Source organism: Gluconacetobacter entanii (assembly GCF_003206495.1).
GTDB lineage: Bacteria > Pseudomonadota > Alphaproteobacteria > Acetobacterales > Acetobacteraceae > Novacetimonas > Novacetimonas entanii.
Genome location: NZ_NKUF01000009.1, coordinates 1 through 17,867, shown reverse-complemented (window position 1 = coordinate 17,867; position 17,867 = coordinate 1). Strand labels below are relative to the sequence as shown.

The window sequence follows — 17,867 nt, the reverse complement described above, 5'->3', positions numbered from 1 at the left end:
CGGACCCGGCAGGGATCGCGATCCCTGCACCCTGATTCCTAAAGAAGTTTTTGGTGAAGCTTTTTTCAAAAAGCTTCAAAAAAGAATGCCGCCCCCTAGACCAGAGAGCGGCATTTCACCCAAAGGACAATCCTGAAAACGCGCCCTCAGTCTTCCAGATCGCGCGCCACGGACGGATCCCGCAGCAGGTCATCCACATGCATCGCATAATCCAGTGCCGTATCGGGCTGGAAATGCAGTTCCGGCACACCACGCAGGCGCACCATGTGCGACAGGCGCGAACGCAGGAAGGATGAAACCCGCTTGAGCGCCGGCAGAAGGGCCTCGATATCGCTGCGGCCCAGACGTGCGACAAAGACGGTCGCATGTTTGAGGTCGGGCGAAATCCGCACTTCGGTTACGGTAATACGGGCATCGACCAGTTCCGGGTCACGGAATTCGACACGCGCGAAAATATCCGCCAGCACGCGACGGATCTCCTCGGCCACGCGCAACTGGCGCTGCGAGGGTCCAGACACACCATGACCGGCAAGTTTCCCTGCCGGTCCGGTGGTCTTTACCTTGTCCCGTGAAGAATGGCGGCTCATGCCGGGACCAGTTCCATTTCAAAGCACTCGACCACGTCGCCTTCACGCAGGTCATTGTAGCCGGCAAAGGACAGGCCGCATTCGTAACCGCGCGCCACTTCCTTCACATCGTCCTTGAAGCGCTTGAGCTGGCTCAGCTCACCCTCATGGATGACGACGTTGTCACGCAGCAGGCGTACGCCACAGCCACGCTTGACCACGCCTTCGGTGACATAGCAGCCGGCGACCTTGCCCACGCGGGTAATGTCGAACACCTGACGGATCTCGGCATAGCCCAGGAACTTCTCGCGGTGCTTGGGCGCGATCTTGCCGCGCACCAACTGCTCCACATCGTCGGCCACCTGATAGATGATCGAGTAGTAGCGGATATCCACGCCCTCGCGCTGCGCAAGCTCACGGGCCTGGGCCGTGGCACGCACGTTGAAGGCGATGATGACCGCACCCGACGCCTTGGCAAGCTGCACGTCGCTTTCGGTGATCTGGCCAACACCCGCGTTAAGGACGCGGATCTTGACTTCCTCATGCTCCAGCTTCTGCACCGTGATCTGCAGGGCTTCGGCAGATCCCTGCACGTCGGCCTTGATAAGGACCGCGACTTCCTTCTGCGCACCGGCCTGGATCCGGGCCAGCATCTGGTCAAGGGTGCCACGCGCGGCCGTCTGGCCCGCTGCGGTGCGTTCCTTGATCACGCGCTGACGGAACTCCGAAATCTCACGGGCACGGTTTTCATTGTCAACGACAACGAACTGCTCACCCGCGCCGGGAACCCCGGCAATGCCCAGCACCTCGACCGGCATGGACGGGCCTGCGGCCTGCACCTGACGGTTGCGATCGTCGATCATCGCACGCACCCGGCCCCATTCGGCGCCAGCCACCACGATGTCACCACGGCGCAGCGTGCCCTTCTGGACCAGGACGGTGGCCACGGGGCCACGTCCACGATCCAGACGGCTTTCGATGACCGCACCTTCGGCCATGCGATCGGGATTCGCCTTGAGGTCTAGCATTTCGGCCTGCAGCAGGATCGCTTCTTCCAGCTTGTCGAGGCCCGTGCGCTTGAGGGCGGAGACCTCGATATCCTGCGTGTCGCCACCCATGCTTTCGACGACGATCTCGTGCGACAGCAGTTCCTGACGGACACGGTCGGGGTTCGCACCCGGCTTGTCGCACTTGTTGATCGCGACGATGATCGGGGCATCCGCCGCCTTGGCGTGCTTGATGGCCTCGATCGTCTGCGGCATGACACCGTCATCCGCCGCCACGACCAGCACGACGACATCCGTCACCGACGCGCCACGGGCACGCATGGCCGTAAAGGCCTCATGACCCGGGGTGTCGATGAAGGTGATCTTCGCACCCGACGCCAGCGTGACCTGATACGCACCGATATGCTGCGTGATGCCGCCCGCTTCGCCATTGGCGACATCGGTCGTGCGCAGCGCATCGAGAAGCGAGGTCTTGCCGTGATCGACATGGCCCATGACCGTGACGACCGGCGGACGCGGCCGCAGGTCCTCAGGCTTGTCCTCGATACCCTCGATGCCCAGTTCCACGTCGCTGTCGGCGACGCGACGGACACGATGGCCGAATTCCTGCACGATCAGTTCGGCGGTATCCGCATCCAGCGACTGCGTGACGGTCGCCATGACGCCCATCTTCATCAGCGCCTTGATGACCTCACCCTGACGGGCGGCCATGCGGTTGGCGAGTTCCTGCACCGTGATCGTCTCGGGCAGCACGACATCACGCACCACGCGGACCTGATCCGAACGCAGGCGTTCCAGTTCCGCCTGACGGCGCTCACGCTCACGCTGGCGACGGACCGATGCGAGCGAACGCGTCTTGTCATCGTCACCCTCGATCGCGGCCTGCACATCAATGCGGCCCGAACGGCGACTGTCATTCTTCTTCGACCCGCCCGAAGGACGGCGTCCCGGCGCGACATTGCCACCGGGGCGACGGCTGGGACGACGTTCTTCCTCGCCCCCGTCGGCCAGGCCGGAGCGCAGACGCAGGGTTTCCGCGGGTGCCGCAGCCGAATTGGCACGCGACGGCGCGGGCCGCGACGGCGTGACCGGCTTGGACGGCATGATCGCGCGTTCAGCCAGCGGACGCAGACGTTCCATCGGCGGCGCAAGCGTCACCTCGCCGGGGATCGGCGTGGCCGACACGACGGGACCCGGGGGTTCCGGCGTCGGCGCTGCGGCAGGACCCTTGGACTGCGGGGCGCTTGCGGCACGGGCCTGCTTTTCCTCACGCTCGCGCGCTTCGGCCTCGGCCTTGGCGCGTGCGCTTTCCTCGGCCTCGCGGCGGGCGTCCTCTTCCTTGCGCCGCGCTTCCTCGGCAGCCGACAGGATCGTGATCTTTTCCTGTTCGCGCCGTTCCTTCTCACGCTGGATCGCGGCCTTGCGCTGCTCTTCGAGCACGCGCTGGCGCGTGGCCAGTTCGGCCGCCGTCAGCGCCCGTCCGGCACCGGCGCGGCCACCGGAACGGCCACCCGACGGACCGGATCCGCTGCCTGGAGTCCCGGCGCCGCGCTTCTTGCGCACCTCCACCTGGACTACCTTTGAACGACCATGGCTGAAGCTCTGCCTGACGGAACCGGCATCGACCGTCCGTCCGACCTCCCTCCGGCCCGCCGGCCGCAGGGACAAGCGTCCCTTACCCTGATCCTGATCGTTGCCTTCGCTCATGTACCCGCCTGTTCACACCGTCCGACGGACTTATCCGCCGAATTCGGTTCCATCCTGCCGGACAGTCCCGCAAAACGTTCATTCTCGACACGGAAACGGCGCGCCAGTTCGCCATGCAGCATCGCTGCATGAACGACATGGTCACGGCCGAATGCCGCACCCAGTGCCGATGCCGTAGGAACAACCGCAACCGGAAGATCCCGTGCACCGGACAAAACTCTCATCCTCTCGTCCGGGCTCCCGTCCGCCGCCTGGATAACCAGCGCGGCGCGACCGCCCACGACCCATTCCCGCACCTTGGCAAAGCCACAGACAACCTGTCCGGCCCGCCGTGCGAGTCCCAGGACATCCATCATCCTGCGTTCAAGCCCGTCCGTTACCAGATGGGCCAGATCAGGCGGAATGACAACCTGTCCGCGCGCGGCACGTGCAAACACGCCACGTGTCTGTGCTGTTTCTAGCACATCCCGCCGTGCGCTCAACCAAATTCCCCGTCCGGGCAGACGCGCGGAAAGATCGGGGGTCACGATCCGGTCAGGTGAAATAACAAACCGGACCATCGTTTCACGTGGCAGGCGCTCCCGCGTGACCGCGCAACGGCGCAGCGGCCCGCGTTCTTCCTGCGTCTCGTGATCGTCTATGGGATATTCCTCAGACGTCGGAATTCTCCTGCTGTTCAGGGGCCTCATCCGCCCCCGACTCGTCATCCTCGAACCAGTGCGCACGCGCGGCCATGATGATCTCGTTGGCCGCTTCCTCATCAATGGCATCGGCGCCAAGGATATCGACCAGTTCGTCACCCGCCAGGTCCGCAAGGTCGTCAAGCGTCTTGACGCCCTTCTCACCCAGCGTCACGAGCATCTGCACCGTGAATACACCAAGGTTGGCGATATCGTCCGACACGCCAAGCGCGCGGCGCTTTTCGTCCATTTCCTCTTCGCGACGGGCGAGGAAGCCTTCGGCGCGGCGCACCAGTTCGCTGGCGACATCCTCGTCAAAGCCCTCGATTCCCGCCAGTTCGTCCGCATCGGCGAAGGCCAGTTCCTCGATGGAATGGAACCCTTCGGTCACCAGCAGGCCGGCGATCACGTCGTCAACGTCGAGCGCCTCGACAAACAGGTTGCTGCGGCGGCGGAACTCTTCCTGGCGACGCTCCGATTCCTCGGCCTCGGTCAGGATGTCGATGTCCCAGCGCGTCAACTGGCTGGCAAGGCGCACGTTCTGGCCGCGACGGCCGATGGCAAGGCTCAACTGCTCGTCGGGGACGACCACCTCGACCCTGCCGGCTTCCTCGTCCATCACCACCTTGCTGACTTCCGCCGGCGCCAGCGCGTTGACCACGAAGGTCGCGGCCTGCGGGCTCCACGGGATGATGTCGATCTTCTCGCCCTGCAGTTCCTGCACCACCGCCTGCACGCGCGATCCGCGCATGCCGACGCACGCGCCGACCGGGTCGATGGAGGCATCGCGGGAGATCACCGCCATCTTGGCGCGCGAACCCGGATCACGGGCCACGGCCTTGATCTCGATGATGCCGTCATAGATTTCGGGCACTTCCTGCGCGAACAGCTTGGCAAGGAACGCCGGATGCGTGCGCGACAGGAAGATCTGCGGCCCGCGCGGCTCATCACGCACGTCATAGATATAGGCGCGCACGCGATCCGAATTGCGGAAGCTTTCGCGCGGGATCAGTTCGTCGCGGCGCAGCAGCGCCTCGGAACTGCCGATTTCCACCATCAGGTTGCCGTATTCGGTCCGCTTGACGGTGCCGTTGACGATCTCGCCCACGCGGTCCTTGAAATCGTTGTACTGGCGCTTGCGCTCGTATTCGCGCACGCGCTGGACGATCACCTGCTTGGCCGTCTGGGCGGCGATGCGGCCGAAATCGATGGGCGGCAGCGGGTCGATCAGGTGTTCGCCCAACTGGATTTCCTGGCGGAACTTGCGCGCGATGTGAAGCGGGATCTGGGTCTCCTCGTTCTCCACTTCCTCCACCGCCTCGGTCCAGCGCGACAGGCGCACGTCACCGGTCTTGCGGTCGATGGTGGCGCGAATGTCCTTTTCGTGGCCGTACTTGGCGCGGCCGGCCTTCTGGATGGCCTGCTCCATCGCCTCGAGCACTTCTTCGCGGTCGATCGACTTCTCACGCGCGACGGCATCCGCCACCAGCAACAGTTCAGGACGGGAAACGGACGTATCCATCAGGGTCTCCAGAGCGTCTTTCAGTGGGCCTTGCGCGACGGCTTGCCGCCGCGCCGACCGCGAGTCTGTTCCAACATCCCGTCCGGCGACTCGGCCGTCGGGTCCTCATCAGTCTGCGGCGCGTCACCGTCGGTACGCGCCATGCGGGCGCTCGCCTCGATCAGCGCATCGGTCAGCACCAGCCGCGCCTTGCGCATCTCCTCGAAAGGCAACGCCACCTCGACCCCGTCGTCAAGGCGCATCAACCCGTGCCCGTCGCGCGCGCCCAGCACGATGCCCGAAAACCGCTTGCGGCCATCGACGGGCATGTTCATCTCCGCCTTCGCAAGGTGGCCGGCATAACGGTCCCAGTCCTTGGGTCGCGTCAGCGGGCGGTCGATCCCGGCGGACGAGACCTCCAGCGTCCATTCACCCGGCAGCGGGTCCTCCACGTCGAGGATTGCGCCGACCGCGTGACTGATCTGCTCACAATCCTCAATGGTGATCTGCGAACCATCGGCGCGATCGGCCATGATCTGCACGGTCGGGGATTCCCGCCCCAGCACCGCGACGCGGACAAGCTCGAACCCCATGTCCACCAGCGCGGGGCCGATCATGTCGGCGATGCGGGCGTCGAGGCCGGTCAGGAAAGGCAGGTCTGCGTCCAATGCAAAAAAGGCGGCCCTGCGGCCACCCCCCAAATAATCGTAAATTGAAGGAATTGCCGCAATACTTAGGCCATGATCCGCCAGTTCGCAAGTTCTATATAGTGCACGCCGACAGTACGGGACGGGCAAATGCATATGTGAACGCTTTTTTAAGCCGCCGGTCACACTACGCGCCGCTTAAACGCTTGCCTCCCCCTTCCCGCCCCATCATTATAATAACATGACGCCGATGTCCGCCCCACCGACGGAACCATCCCGCCAGCCACAACGCCAGGGCGGCAGCCGCCGCATGGTCGTGGCGGGGCTGCTGGCGGCTGTCGTGGCGGGGGGCCTTGGCGTCCACAGCCTTGGCGGCGCGTCGGATGCCACCAGTGGCGCAGGCGGCGCTGCTGGGGCGCCCACCGCACTGGCGGGACAGGGCGGCAGCAGTGCCGGCGGGGGATTGCGCGCGGTGGTGGACCATACCCGCACGCATGCGGACCTTCTGGGTGAAATGCCCATGATCGCGCCGGACCGCGCAACCGACATGCTGCAGTTCACGTCATTCGACATCAACCAGAAGAATGCGATCCTCGCGGCGCTCAAGCGCCATGAGATCGTGCTGGCGGAAATGCCGCTGTATGACATGGGCACGGGCAGTTCGGTCGTCAGCGTGGAATCCATGGGCCTGACCCAGATCGTGCACCTGACGGGGCAGCCACGTACGGTTGTCCTGCCGATCCGCATCGCGGGCGAGGTCACAATCCGTCCCGTCAGCGACCCGGGCGCCACCGGACTGCATGCGGGGGCGATCTTCGTCCCCGGGCCGACGTCGCTGCCGGTGCTGTACAAGGATGGACAACTTGTTATCGGGGTCGTCGTTCAATGAAGGCGCTGTATCCGGCTTTTGAACGCATGCTGCCGGTCATCATGGTCATATTCCTGATACTGGGCAGCATACAGGCCGCTGCGGCCTTGCATCTTTCGCTCGCCAGCATACGGCATTTCATGGAATGGTGTGCGCCGGCCTATCCGGTCGCAGCCGTGGGTAGCGCATTTTTGACGCTGGCCGGACTCTGGTTCGAAAACCGTGCAGAGAAACTGGCCAGAAATGGACTCCGACGCAGACGGGGATGGATGATGGACGTACTGGCCAGACTGACCAATCGTAGTGCGCTGGAAGAAATGCTGGCGCGCGAGCAGAAAGAAACCATCATAGATGCCGAGGAACTGGCCGCGAGCCTGCGTGCGCGCGTCATCGGCCAGGACCAGGTGTGCGAGGACATCGCCGCCCAGCTACGCCGCAGGCTGGCGCTTCATGTCCGTGGCAAGCCCGTGGGCATCTTCCTGCTGGCCGGGCCGCCGGGCACTGGCAAGACCTACCTTGCCAAGCAGCTTGCGCGCCAGCTTGACCGGCCCCTGCTGAACTTCGACATGACGCAGATGAGTTCGCCGCACGCCGCGACGCAGCTTTTCGGTTCGCCCAAGGGGTATGTCGGATCCGACACGTACGGCAAGCTGACCGGGGGGCTGAAGGAAAAGCCCGACGCGGTGGTGCTGCTCGACGAGATCGAGAAGGCGCATCCCGATGTCTTCAAGAAGTTCCTGACGGCATGGAACGACGGCCATGTGACCGAGGCCTCCACGGGGCAGCACATCTCCACCGTGCGCTGCATCTTCATCCTGACCTCCAACATCGCGACGGATGAACTGTCGGAGATCGCCGACCGCCTGAGTGACGAGCCCGACAAGATGCGCGCCGAATCCGTCGAGGCCCTGCGCCAGGCGGGCTTCGCGCCGGAAGTGCTGAACCGTCTGGACCGGATCTTCGTGTTCCGTGCGCTCGAGGGGCTGGATATCGCCCGCGTCTCCGCGCTGGAGATCGAGGCGATGATCGACAGCTATGGCCTGAAGGTGGAAACCGGCGGCATCGACCCGTCGCTGCTGTTCCAGGTCATGCGCCGTCAGGACCGCATGGGCCCCGCCGCCAGCGCGCGCGACCTTGCCCGTTCGATCGAGGACATGATCAGCGACTCGCTCATCACCGCGCAGCAGCAGGGTGCGAAGCTGGTACGTATCGTGTCGAACGAGGATGGTGTCGTGGCGGAAATCGCCAATGACAGCGAAGCCCAGAAGGCACGCATCATCAAGTAATCCGCACCCTGTCCCATTGACGGGGCCGGGATCCCCCGTGATCGTGGCGTCATCAGTCGCCCTGTGGCTGCCCGGATGCGCGGCGTAAGGCGAAATGGTCTTTTCTGTCATCCGGTCCTGCGTTCCCGGCCGGATGTCGCGTCAGGATATGAAATCCCGGAATGTCTGCTTTTTCCCGTCTCTGGCATCGTGCCCCGGTATGGCGTCTGTGCCTGTATTCCATTTTCATCTTTTCGATCCTGATGCTGGTCTTTCCACCTGCGTATCTGGGGCGCCTGTGGCCCGGTGTGCAGAACATCACCCAGCGCATCCATCATGCACTGGGCATGAATGACGCCCCGCCCCCCAGCGACAATGCCGGCGGTGGTGATGATGGCGTCGTAACCATGATGCCGATCACCGATCGCCTGACCAAGGCGATCCCGTTCGCGGGCCGCATCCTGCCGCTGCCGGCAGGGGTGTGGCATCCGGTCATGAATGTCATCACCGGCCCGCATGGCGAGATTCTGGAAAATGTCCTTGTCCGGGTTCACGACCATGTCGTCACCGGCCTGATCGGGGCCGAGGCCAGCACGCAGGCCCTGCCGGAGACCGCCGCGCTGTCGATGGATTCCAGTTGCCATGACGACCGCAACCTTGCCGCCCATGTCATGCCGGCAAAACCGCCGGGTGTGGAATGCTGGTTCACGGCGGCGGTCTATCCCACCTACATCACGCGCACGGCCATCATTGCCAACCGCCTGAAGGAACTGGGCTTTACCCTGCCGAATGTCCTTTACAAGGCAAGCTGGACCCTCGCCTCCCCTTCACCTGACCATACGGTGAATATGGAAACGGTGACGATCTTCCTCAATCCGGTCGCCACCGACAAGACCTCCTCCCTGCAAAGCCCGGATGACTGGGCCAAGGAAACGCTGTCGCAGCATCCCGCCGCGCTGAATTTCGTGCAGAAAGGCAATAGCTGGATGGAAACGTGGGCGCATATCCTGCATGACGGCTTCAACAGCGACATGATGGCCTCCAGCGAGGAACAGCGCGCCCGTGCATCGCAGGATCCGGCGGCACCGACCGACAAGAATGCCAGCAGTTCGCTTGATTGAGGAAACATAACAGTTTTTGGATGTCGCCCCGTCTTTGAAAAGGCGACATTCTTTGAAGCTTTTTGAAAAAGCTTCACCAAAAACTTCTGAATGCTTTGGGTGCTGGATCTCGATCCCACACCCCAATGCCCTGAAAAGTCATGGTTTCCAAAGGGCAATGCCCTTTGGCGGGTTTCAGGGCAGAGCCCTGACCATCCCCCCCAGCACGAACCCTTTTGACAGGTTCCACGCGCCCCCTACGGACGGCTTACCCCTGCCGCAGCACGTCCGAAATATCGATCAGGAAATCCAGCACCGTGCGCGTGCGCAGCGGCAGGGTGCGCGGTCCGGTATGCACCGCATAGAACGGCATTTCCGGCACCGTCCATTCGGGAAACAGGTGGATCAACCGCCCGCTGGCGATATCTTCCTCCACCTGAAAGGACGGCAGCATGCCGATGCCCAGGCCGGAACGCACCGCCTGCAATACGGCCTCGCTGCTGTTGGCGCGGAAGGGGCCACTGGCGGCGACGACGTTCTCCTCCCCCTTGCACTCGAAATGCCAGTCATGGCGCGATCCGCCATAGCTGTAGGCAATGCAGGGATGGTTCAGCAGGTCGCGCGGATGCGCCGGCGTGCCACGCCGGGCCAGATAGTCGCTGGAAGCCACGACATACCGACGCACGGACCCGAGTCGCCGCGCAATCAGGGAACCTTCGGCAATGGACCCCACCCTGACCGCAAGGTCGAGTCCCTCCTCCACCAGGTCACCAAACCCGTCGCGCATGACGAGTTCGACCGACAGGTCGGGATGCTCCTCCAGCAGCTTGCCCAGCTTGCCCGTCAGATACAGGCCGAAAGCCGTCGTAACACCCAGCCGGACCAGTCCCGACACCGACGCCCGGCGACGTCCCAGCGCGGTTTCCGCCGTCTCCAGGATCTCCAGCACTTCATAGGCATGAGGAAGCAGGCTGCGCCCGTCCTCCGTCATCATCAGGCTGCGGGTTGTGCGCGCGAACAGGGTGGCGCCGTAATGGGCCTCCAGCAGTGCGATATGGCGCGAAATCGTCGGCTGGCTGGCCCCGGTTTCACGTGAAACGGCGGAGAACGAGCCAGTTGCAGCCACGCGAACGAAGCTGTGCAAGGCAGAGAGCAGATCCATGAGGCCCCGGTACGTGCAGCATGTTATTACATCATATATAGTTTTAAACGATGCCGTATTTATACACAATATAGCGTAAAAGCACCGCCGACATGTGTTTCTTGCAAGGTTCCGTATAACGGGGACGGAGGCATGGGCGAATCCGGCGGTTTTTCGCCATCGGCAGGACGGACCGCCATCATCGGGACATAAAAAAACGGCGGTCCGTGATACGGACCGCCGTCTTTCTTACCTATGCTGGCGAAACCACCAGCCGGCCTGTATGGATCAGGCGGCCTTGGTCATGCCACGCAGAACGGTCTGGAGAATGCCGCCATTGCGGAAATACTCGACCTCGTCCAGCGTATCGACACGGCACAGCAGGGGAACTTCCTGCTTGGAGCCATCGGCACGGGTGATGGTCATCGTCATCGTCATGCGCGGGGTGATGTTGTCCAGCCCCTTGATTTCGATGATTTCATCGCCCTTCAGGCCCAGCGTCTTGCGCGTCGTGCCGTCCTTGAACAGCAGCGGCAGCACGCCCATGCCCACCAGGTTGGAACGGTGGATGCGCTCGAAGCTTTCGGCGATCACCGCACGCACGCCCAGCAGCAGGGTGCCCTTCGCCGCCCAGTCGCGCGACGACCCCATGCCGTATTCCTTGCCGCCAAAGACGACCAGCGGCGTGCCTTCCTTCTTGTACTCCATCGCCACGTCGTAGATGGCGCCTTCCTTGACGTCGGGATAATGCTTGGAGAAGCCACCCTCGGTCCCAGGAACCATCTCGTTCTTGATGCGGATGTTGGCGAACGTGCCACGCACCATCACGCGGTCATTGCCACGACGCGAACCGTAGGAGTTGAAGTCCTTCTTCGCGACGCCATGGGCTTCAAGATACTTGCCCGCAGGGGAGCTTTCCTTGATCGCGCCGGCGGGCGAGATGTGGTCGGTCGTGATGTTGTCACCCAGCAGCGCAAGGATGCGCGCACCGATGATGTCGCCACGCGGCTTGGGCTCGGGCGTGATGTCCTGGAAGTACGGCGGATCCTGCACGTAGGTGGAGGACGGATCCCATGCATAGGTTTCCGAACCCGTCGCGACCTTCAGGTTCTGCCACTCCTTGGTGCCCTGGCTGACGTGCTTGTAGCGCTTGATGAACTCGTCACGCGTGATGGCCGAACCCATCAGGGCGGCGATCTCGTGGTTGGTGGGCCAGATGTCCTTCAGGTACACCGGCTTGCCATCCTTGGACGTGCCCAGCGACGCCGTCGTCAGGTCCTCGCGGATGGTGCCCAGCAGGGAGTAGGCGACCACCAGCGGCGGGCTGGCGAGGTAGTTGGCGCGCACGTTCGGGGAAATACGCCCCTCGAAGTTGCGGTTGCCCGACAGGACGGACACGGCCACGAGCTTGTTGTTCTCGATGGCATCGACAATGTGGTCCTCAAGCGGGCCGGAATTGCCGATACAGGTGGTGCAGCCATACCCGACGGTGTTGAAGCCCATCGCGTCCAGCTCTTCCTGCAGGCCCGCACGCGTCAGGTAGTCGGTGACAACCTGCGAACCCGGCGCCAGCGACGTCTTCACCCACGGCTTGGGCTTCAGGCCCAGCGCGCGCGCCTTCTTCGCCACTAGGCCCGCCGCGATCAGGACCGCCGGGTTGGAGGTGTTGGTGCACGAGGTGATCGCCGCGATCACGATATCGCCGTGACCCAGTTCATAGTTGGTGCCCGCGACAGGCGCCTTCTTGTTCTTGTCGGCTTCGGGCACGCCCAGGCTGCCGGTCAGTTCCGTCTCGAACGCCTTGTCGGCACCCTTGAGGACCACGCGGTCCTGCGGACGCTTCGGACCCGCGATCGACGGCACGATGGTCGCAAGGTCGAGTTCCAGCGTGTCGGTGAAGACGGGATGTTCCGAATGCGGGTGACGGAACATGCCCTGCGCCTTGAGGTATTCTTCCGTCAGCTTGATGCGGTGTTCCTCGCGGCCGGTCTGGCGCAGGTAATCCAGCGTCAGGTCATCGACGGGGAAGAAGCCGCAGGTCGCGCCGTATTCCGGGGCCATGTTGGCGATGGTCGCGCGGTCGGCCACCGGCAGGTGGTCAAGGGCGGGGCCAAAAAACTCGACGAACTTGCCGACGACGCCCTTCTTGCGCAGCATCTGCGTCACCGTCAGCACCAGGTCGGTGGCGGTCACGCCTTCGGGCAGCTTGCCGGTCATCTTGAACCCGATGACATCGGGGATCAGCATGGCGATCGGCTGGCCCAGCATCGCGGCCTCGGCCTCGATCCCGCCAACACCCCAGCCCAGCACGCCCATGCCGTTGACCATGGTCGTGTGACTGTCGGTGCCGAACAGGGTGTCGGGATAGGCATAGTCCTTGCCACCGACATGCGCCGTCCACACCGCCTGCGCGATATATTCCAGGTTCACCTGATGGCAGATACCCGTGCCCGGCGGCACGACCGAGAAGTTCTCGAACGCTTCCTGGCCCCAGCGCAGGAAGGCGTAACGTTCGCCGTTACGTTCGAACTCGATCGTGACGTTATCCTGCAGCGCTTCGGGCGAACCCGCGACATCCACCATGACCGAATGGTCGATCACGAGGTTGACGGGCACCAGCGGGTTGACCTTCTGCGGGTCACCCTTGAGCTTGAGGATGCCGTCGCGCATCGCGGCAAGGTCAACCACGGCGGGGACGCCGGTGAAGTCCTGCATCAGGATGCGCGCGGGCTTGAACTGCACTTCCTTGGTGGAACTGCCCTTGGGCAGCCAGCCGGCGATCGCCTTGGCGTCGTCAACCGTATAGGAATGTCCGTCCTCGAACCGCAGGACGTTTTCCAGCAGCACCTTCAGGCTGACCGGCAGTCGTGCGACGTCGCCGATTGTCTTCTCGGCTTCGGGGATGGAAAAATAATGGTAGGTCTTGCCGTCCACATTAAGTGTGCGGCCCGTTTTCAGTGAGTCGTGCCCAACCGTCTTCATTGGCTTTGTTTCCTCCGAGGCATCAGCCGTTAGCCATCCACCGAAGCCCTCCCGCCACGTGAACAGACAGGCGTGGCGTGACCTTTCAGTGGATAACCGGCTTGATCTCCCAACGGTGGTAGAACATACCCGGACGCGGGGCTGACACAAGCTAGCCCCGGTAACAAGAACGCGGGATCGGGTTTCGGCACGCCCTGTCCCACCCCGGTCACAATCATGTGGAGGACCCGGCCATCACTGCCTTTGCCCCCAGGAACACGCCCCTGCTGAAAGTGGAAAATATCTCGGTTTTTCGCGGGGAACGCCTTGTTCTGGACCAGGTTGGCCTGGCGCTCGACGCGGGTGACGCGCTGCTGCTGACCGGTCCGAACGGTGCTGGAAAGTCCACATTGCTGCGTGTGCTGGCCGGGCTGCGCAAACCGGAAGGCGGCCATGTGCTGTGGTCAGGCGTCGATGCGCTGGCGGACCGTTCGCGCCATGCCGAACGGGTGGCGTACCTGGGCCATCAGGATGCGCTCAAACCCGGGCTGACGCTGCGCGAAAACCTGACGCTGGCGGCGCGCGCTGGCGGCGGCGATCCGGATTCCTGCATGTCTGCACTCAATATTTCCGGACTGGCGGACCTGCCTGCACGCATGCTCTCGGCCGGGCAGAAACGCCGCGCCGCACTGGCGCGCGTCCTGCTGGCCCGTGCGCCGCTCTGGCTGCTGGATGAACCGAGCCTCGGCCTCGACAGCAACACGATGGGACTGCTGGAAACGCTTTTCCGCACCCATCGCGAAGCTGGCGGAATCGTGATCGCAACCACGCACGTTCCCCTGCCCCTGCCGGATGCAAAATCGCTGGCGCTGCCGGGACTGAACGAATCCGACATCCCCCAGGCGATGGAGGATTTCCCCGAGGATGACCTGTTTTGAAGCTTCAGACCCCCACCCTGATCCTCGCCATCCTTGAACGCGACCTGCGCCTGGCCCTGCGCCACGGGGCGGATACGCTGGGTTCCGTGCTGTTCTTCATCCTTGCGGGCGCGCTGTTCCCGCTCGCACTCGGCCCCTCGCCGGAACTGCTGCGCCACATGGCGCCGGGAATCGTCTGGGTCTGCGCGCTTCTGGCCGCCCTCCTGCCGCTCGACCGCCTGTTCGGGTCGGAACTGGAGGACGGATCGCTGGACCAGTTGATGATGACCGGCCTGCCGCCCGCGCTGATCGCACTGGCGAAGATGATGGCCCACTGGCTGACCACCGGCCTGCCGCTGCTGGCTGCCGCAGCACCCCTGGGCATCATGCTGGGCATGCCGTCGGACAGCCTGCCGATCCTGCTGATCGGACTGCTGCTGGGCACATTGATTCTCTCGCTGATCGGGGGGATGGCGGCCTCGGTCGTGCTGGGCGCGCGACGCGGCGGCGTGCTGCTGCCGCTGCTGGTGCTGCCGCTGACCACGCCCGCGCTGATTTTCGGCGCGGCGGCGCTGGATGCGGCACAGACGGGCCTGTCATGGGGGCCGGACCTTGAACTGCTCGCGGCGTTCCTGGCCGCAGCGATCCCGCTGTGCCCGCTGGCGGCGGGCGCCGGATTGCGCGCGGCCGTGGAATAACGCGGTCCGGCGTTTAACAGGCCAGTGGCGTCGCATGCCCGGGGGCTTTGCCCCCGAACCCCCACCCAAGGGTATTACCCTTGGGAAACCATGACTTCGTGAACGAATCAGGGTGCAGGGAGCGCGCGCCCTGCCGGGTCCGGGAAGCCGCCCGGATATTTCAGGCCTGCCCCCAGCAGGTCGTTACTTCTGTGGGGCGGCGACCACCTCGAACGGCACGTCGCCATGGCTGACGCCACTTCCCTTGCCGCCCGCGCGCCATTGCAGGACATATGCGCCCGGCGTGGACAGCGGCACATCGACCGAAATCACCTGCTGCTCGTCATCCTTGGGCGAGGCCAGCAGCAGTTGCGGCACCCCGCTTGGCCCGAGCAGGACGAGTCGCGTGTGAAACGGATCAATGACCGAATCGAAATCCAGCCGGATCGTCACCGTTCCCGCCCCCACGCTCTGTCGCGCGGCGGGCGTTGCATGCACCAGAGACGGATTCGCCCATGCCGGTCGCGCCAGTCCAAAGCACAGCAATGCGGTGGCAAGGCAGGCGGGCAGAAAGGAAAATGAATTACGCATGGCGCGCCCCCGACGGAAGATGACAGACGGGTGATGTTCTATCGCGCCCCACAAAATAGAAAAGGGACGGCCACGGATATCCCGCGCCGCCCCTCCCGAAAGACAGGTTTTTAAAAGTTTTTGGTGAAGCTTTTTTCAAAAAGCTTCAAAAGACGCCGCCTTTTTGAAAAAAGGCGGCACCCAAAAACTTTTATTACTTTTCAGTATTTTAGGCAGAAAGATCCACTCAGATATAATGCTCGGTCAACGGCGCCAGGCCATTGAACCCGGTCGAGCAGTAGGTCGAGACATACGCCCCGGTGGAGAGCAGTTCGACCCGGTCGCCCGATTCCAGACCCAGCGGCAGGTTATAGGGCGTCTTTTCATACATGATGTCCGCCCCGTCGCAGGTCGGACCGGCAATCGCCACCGGCCCTGTCGCCATGCCGTCATGCGGCGTGCAGATGCCATAGCGAATCGCCTCGCCCTCCGTCTCCGCCAGACCGCCGAAGCGACCGATGTCGAGATAGACCCACCGCACGCCATCATCAATGCCGCGACGGCTGACCAGCACGACCTCGGACGAGACCACGCCCGCGTCACCAACGATGAAACGTCCCGGCTCCACGATCATTTCCGGCAGGTCATTGCCGAAATGCTCCGTCATCGCGTGGCTGATCGCCAGCGCGAAACGGTCGATGCCCGGCACGTCATCGCGGTAACGGATCGGGAACCCGCCACCAAGGTTGACCATGCGCAGTTCAAGCCCTGCGGCCTTCAGGTCGGTGAACAGCATGCCGACCCGCGCGATCGCGGCTTCATACGCGTTGGTTTCGGTCTGCTGGCTGCCGACATGGAAGGACAGGCCATACGGGTCCAGCCCCATGTCACGCGCCCGCAGCATCAGGTCGCGCGCATTGTCCAGCGTCGTGCCGAACTTGCGCGACAGCGGCCAGTCCGCGCCCTCGTTCTCCACGATCAGGCGGCAGTAGACCCGCGCGCCCGGCGCATGGCGCGCCAGCTTTTCGAGTTCCTCGGCGCAGTCGAAGGCGAACATGTCGATGCCTGCCTCATGCGCGCGCGCAATGGCCGACACCTTCTTGACGGTATTGCCGAACGAGATGTCCTGCGGCGCGGCACCGGCGCGCAGGCACATCTGGATTTCTTCCCACGAGGCGGCATCGAAGGCAGAACCAAGGCCGACAAGGCGGTCGAGGATGGCCGGAGCCGGATTCGCCTTGACCGCGTAGTAGATGCGCGCAAGCGGCAACGCCTCGCGCAGGGCGCTATAGCGTTCCTCGACGCGATCGACGTCAACGACAAGGCATGGCGTCGCAGGGGACTGCTCGGCCAGATAACGGGCGATTTTGGGAGTCATCGCACCCAAATCCCTTCTGTTCTGCCGTCCGGATGCAAGTGGAAGTACTGAACAAACGGACAGATGTTGCGAAACGGTCTAACGGACCAGCGACCAGTGAGGAGCCCAAGCAGCAGGCTCCGATTGCCAGAACGCTTGACGTAGTTGCGTAACCTCAGAGGGCCAGTGGCACGTGCGTTGTTGCGTAGGGAGCGCATATGAGGACAATACGCCCATAACGCAATAGAAAAATTCGCCTCCTCGTGACCTTTTTCGTTTAAGAGCCCGATCCGAAAGTTTTTGAACAATACCAGCCTGTTGTGATTCATCCGTCTTTGCGAAGAGATGGAGTGAATGGTGACATGGACTGGTATTGCCCGACGTGAACATAGCCGGGAAGGAATGCGATATCCATCGGATACGACGGACGAAGAGTGGGCTCTGATCATGCCATTTATACCCCCGGCGAAACGGGGTGGTCGCCCCCGCACGACGGATATGCGCGAGGTGGTCAACGCGATGCTCTACATAGCCTCGGCCGGGTGTGCGTGGCGTTTGCTGCCGAAATGCTTTCCGCCGGTCTCGACCGTCAGGCGCTATTTTTACGCCTGGCGTGATGCCGGATTGTTCGAAGTCATGAATACGGTCCTGGTCATGAGCCTGCGCGAGATTGAGGGGCGTGAAGCCTCTCCAAGCGCGGGCGTGATTGATAGCCAGTCGGTAAAAACCACGGAAAGCGGCGGGCTTTCGGGCTATGACGCGGGTAAGAAGGTCAAGGGCCGCAAGCGCCATATCGTGACGGACACCTGCGGCTTCCTGATCTTTCTCCTCGTTCATGCCGCCGACATCCAGGACCGTGATGGGGCCGTTGATGTCCTGGCAGCGATACGCAGGCGCTTTCCC

At 63.3% G+C, this 17,867-nt stretch carries 15 protein-coding genes; 6 read left to right on the top strand and 9 right to left on the bottom strand.

All coding sequences use genetic code 11. The features are described from left to right. Window positions 1–146 precede the first annotated feature (146 nt). From rbfA to rimP, 5 genes are read right to left on the bottom strand one after another with little or no spacing between them, the layout of a single operon-like run. On the bottom strand, window positions 147–587 hold the full coding sequence (gene rbfA / locus CFR72_RS05930) for a 30S ribosome-binding factor RbfA (RefSeq protein ID WP_110913081.1): 441 nt from the start codon (window positions 585–587) through the stop codon (window positions 147–149). Further along, window positions 584–3,280: a translation initiation factor IF-2 gene (gene infB / locus CFR72_RS05925; RefSeq protein ID WP_110913080.1), complete on the bottom strand. Its 2,697-nt coding sequence runs from the start codon at window positions 3,278–3,280 to the stop codon at window positions 584–586. Before infB ends, rbfA begins: the two co-directional genes overlap by 4 nt. After that, window positions 3,277–3,969: an RNA-binding protein gene (locus CFR72_RS05920; protein ID WP_244182188.1), complete on the bottom strand. Its 693-nt coding sequence runs from the start codon at window positions 3,967–3,969 to the stop codon at window positions 3,277–3,279. The genes infB and CFR72_RS05920 overlap by 4 nt, the downstream gene beginning before the upstream one ends. Continuing rightward, a complete protein-coding gene (nusA, locus tag CFR72_RS05915) occupies window positions 3,932–5,482 on the bottom strand; it encodes a transcription termination factor NusA (RefSeq protein WP_110913079.1) in 1,551 nt (516 codons plus the stop codon). Before nusA ends, CFR72_RS05920 begins: the two co-directional genes overlap by 38 nt. 20 nt (window positions 5,483–5,502) lie before the next feature. Continuing rightward, on the bottom strand, window positions 5,503–6,129 hold the full coding sequence (gene rimP / locus CFR72_RS05910; protein WP_110913078.1) for a ribosome maturation factor RimP: 627 nt from the start codon (window positions 6,127–6,129) through the stop codon (window positions 5,503–5,505). Between the two features lie 229 nt (window positions 6,130–6,358). Between rimP and CFR72_RS05905 the strand changes: the two genes are divergently transcribed. The 3 genes from CFR72_RS05905 (at window position 6,359) to CFR72_RS05895 (ending at window position 9,362) form a co-directional block, all read left to right on the top strand. Then, complete coding sequence (locus CFR72_RS05905; RefSeq protein ID WP_110913077.1) at window positions 6,359–6,997, top strand: hypothetical protein; 639 nt, start codon at window positions 6,359–6,361, stop codon at window positions 6,995–6,997. Next, complete coding sequence (locus tag CFR72_RS05900; RefSeq protein WP_110913076.1) at window positions 6,994–8,262, top strand: AAA family ATPase; 1,269 nt, start codon at window positions 6,994–6,996, stop codon at window positions 8,260–8,262. The genes CFR72_RS05905 and CFR72_RS05900 overlap by 4 nt, the downstream gene beginning before the upstream one ends. 161 nt (window positions 8,263–8,423) lie before the next feature. Next, window positions 8,424–9,362: a hypothetical protein gene (locus tag CFR72_RS05895; RefSeq protein WP_208629973.1), complete on the top strand. Its 939-nt coding sequence runs from the start codon at window positions 8,424–8,426 to the stop codon at window positions 9,360–9,362. A gap of 247 nt (window positions 9,363–9,609) precedes the next feature. Here the strand turns inward: CFR72_RS05895 and CFR72_RS05890 are convergent, their stop codons facing one another. Continuing rightward, window positions 9,610–10,503, bottom strand: a complete 894-nt coding sequence (locus tag CFR72_RS05890) for a LysR family transcriptional regulator (RefSeq protein WP_110913075.1) — start codon at window positions 10,501–10,503, stop codon at window positions 9,610–9,612. Window positions 10,504–10,770: 267 nt separating this feature from the next. After that, a complete protein-coding gene (acnA, locus tag CFR72_RS05885; RefSeq protein WP_110913074.1) occupies window positions 10,771–13,464 on the bottom strand; it encodes an aconitate hydratase AcnA in 2,694 nt (897 codons plus the stop codon). Between the two features lie 218 nt (window positions 13,465–13,682). Between acnA and ccmA the strand changes: the two genes are divergently transcribed. Then, a complete protein-coding gene (gene ccmA / locus CFR72_RS05880) occupies window positions 13,683–14,381 on the top strand; it encodes a heme ABC exporter ATP-binding protein CcmA (protein WP_456303977.1) in 699 nt (232 codons plus the stop codon). After that, window positions 14,378–15,058 carry a heme exporter protein CcmB gene (gene ccmB, locus CFR72_RS05875; protein WP_110095662.1) on the top strand — a complete coding sequence of 227 codons (681 nt, stop codon included), beginning with the start codon at window positions 14,378–14,380 and terminating at the stop codon, window positions 15,056–15,058. Before ccmA ends, ccmB begins: the two co-directional genes overlap by 4 nt. 183 nt (window positions 15,059–15,241) lie before the next feature. Here the strand turns inward: ccmB and CFR72_RS05870 are convergent, their stop codons facing one another. Both CFR72_RS05870 and CFR72_RS05865 read right to left on the bottom strand, forming a co-directional pair. Next, on the bottom strand, window positions 15,242–15,628 hold the full coding sequence (locus tag CFR72_RS05870) for a copper resistance CopC family protein (protein WP_110913073.1): 387 nt from the start codon (window positions 15,626–15,628) through the stop codon (window positions 15,242–15,244). A 226-nt stretch (window positions 15,629–15,854) separates the two neighbouring features. Then, a complete protein-coding gene (locus CFR72_RS05865) occupies window positions 15,855–16,985 on the bottom strand; it encodes a type III PLP-dependent enzyme (protein WP_110913072.1) in 1,131 nt (376 codons plus the stop codon). A gap of 333 nt (window positions 16,986–17,318) precedes the next feature. Between CFR72_RS05865 and CFR72_RS05855 the strand changes: the two genes are divergently transcribed. Next, window positions 17,319–17,867: IS5 family transposase (locus CFR72_RS05855; RefSeq protein WP_110913137.1), on the top strand; the 549-nt coding region annotated here is incomplete at its 3' end.

Excerpts from the sequence above, each read along its gene's own strand:
- CFR72_RS05920 (WP_244182188.1), bottom strand. The coding sequence starts at position 3,969 with ATGAGGCCCCTGAACAGCAGGAGAATTCCGACGTCTGAGGAATATCCC.
- infB (WP_110913080.1), bottom strand. The coding sequence starts at position 3,280 with ATGAGCGAAGGCAACGATCAGGATCAGGGTAAGGGACGCTTGTCCCTG.
- CFR72_RS05890 (WP_110913075.1), bottom strand. The coding sequence starts at position 10,503 with ATGGATCTGCTCTCTGCCTTGCACAGCTTCGTTCGCGTGGCTGCAACT.
- CFR72_RS05905 (WP_110913077.1), top strand. The coding sequence starts at position 6,359 with ATGTCCGCCCCACCGACGGAACCATCCCGCCAGCCACAACGCCAGGGC.
- CFR72_RS05895 (WP_208629973.1), top strand. The coding sequence starts at position 8,424 with ATGTCTGCTTTTTCCCGTCTCTGGCATCGTGCCCCGGTATGGCGTCTG.
- CFR72_RS05865 (WP_110913072.1), bottom strand. The coding sequence starts at position 16,985 with ATGACTCCCAAAATCGCCCGTTATCTGGCCGAGCAGTCCCCTGCGACG.
- rbfA (WP_110913081.1), bottom strand. The coding sequence starts at position 587 with ATGAGCCGCCATTCTTCACGGGACAAGGTAAAGACCACCGGACCGGCA.
- CFR72_RS05870 (WP_110913073.1), bottom strand. The coding sequence starts at position 15,628 with ATGCGTAATTCATTTTCCTTTCTGCCCGCCTGCCTTGCCACCGCATTG.
- nusA (WP_110913079.1), bottom strand. The coding sequence starts at position 5,482 with ATGGATACGTCCGTTTCCCGTCCTGAACTGTTGCTGGTGGCGGATGCC.
- CFR72_RS05900 (WP_110913076.1), top strand. The coding sequence starts at position 6,994 with ATGAAGGCGCTGTATCCGGCTTTTGAACGCATGCTGCCGGTCATCATG.
- acnA (WP_110913074.1), bottom strand. The coding sequence starts at position 13,464 with ATGAAGACGGTTGGGCACGACTCACTGAAAACGGGCCGCACACTTAAT.